At 68.1% G+C, this 667-nt stretch carries 1 protein-coding gene; it reads right to left on the bottom strand.

Translation table 11 applies throughout. The features are described from left to right. A partial coding sequence (locus ACFLIM_RS50290) for an MBL fold metallo-hydrolase (protein WP_393178053.1) occupies window positions 1–605 on the bottom strand: 605 nt, incomplete at its 3' end. Window positions 606–667: the final 62 nt, after the last annotated feature.

The following is a 667-nucleotide window of genomic DNA, read 5'->3' as shown; positions in this document are numbered from 1 at the left end:
CCCGCCACGCCCTCCAGCAGCCGCAGCGCGGCGAGGTAGTCCTCGATCGGGTCAACGGTGCCGTTCAAGTCGAGCATCGGAATCAAGACATCAGAGAGCATGTCGCCGGCGACGAGAACCCCGCGTTCTGCGATGAACAGCGCCGCATGGCCCGGGGCATGCGCTTGATGCTCGATGATCCGGACCCCGGGGCCATCCCATGGAATCTGCGCCGTCTCGGCGGGCAGGGCGGTGATGAGGCCGAGCAGGTCCAGCGGGACCTGCCCGGCGATTTCCGTCTCGAGCAGGTGGGCGGCGATGCGGGCCTTCGCACCCGGGTCGGAAAGCTGAACCCGGACAGTGGCCGCGCAGCGGGCCGTGCCGTAACGAGGGGCCGCGCCGAGCTGGGCGTGCCAGAGTAGGTGATCCCAATCCGGATGCGTCGAGAAGCCTGCCACAACGGTCTGGCCCGAATCGGACAGGTCGTTCGCGAGGCAGGCCATTTCGTGGCCCTGCACCCCGGGGTCGATGAGCAACACGCCAGCCCGGCCGTGCACGACCACGGCGTTGCTCTGGCAGAACTCGCTCTCGTGGACCAGCACACCCTCCGCGACCTGCCTCAGCACGAGCTCGCCTCCTTTGCATCCCGGATGGCGTAGCGATGCATCGTGACGCCCTGCTCGAACGA

Source organism: Nonomuraea marmarensis (assembly GCF_043197025.1).
GTDB classification, from domain to species: domain Bacteria; phylum Actinomycetota; class Actinomycetes; order Streptosporangiales; family Streptosporangiaceae; genus Nonomuraea; species Nonomuraea marmarensis.
This window is presented reverse-complemented; position numbering and strand designations above follow the sequence as displayed.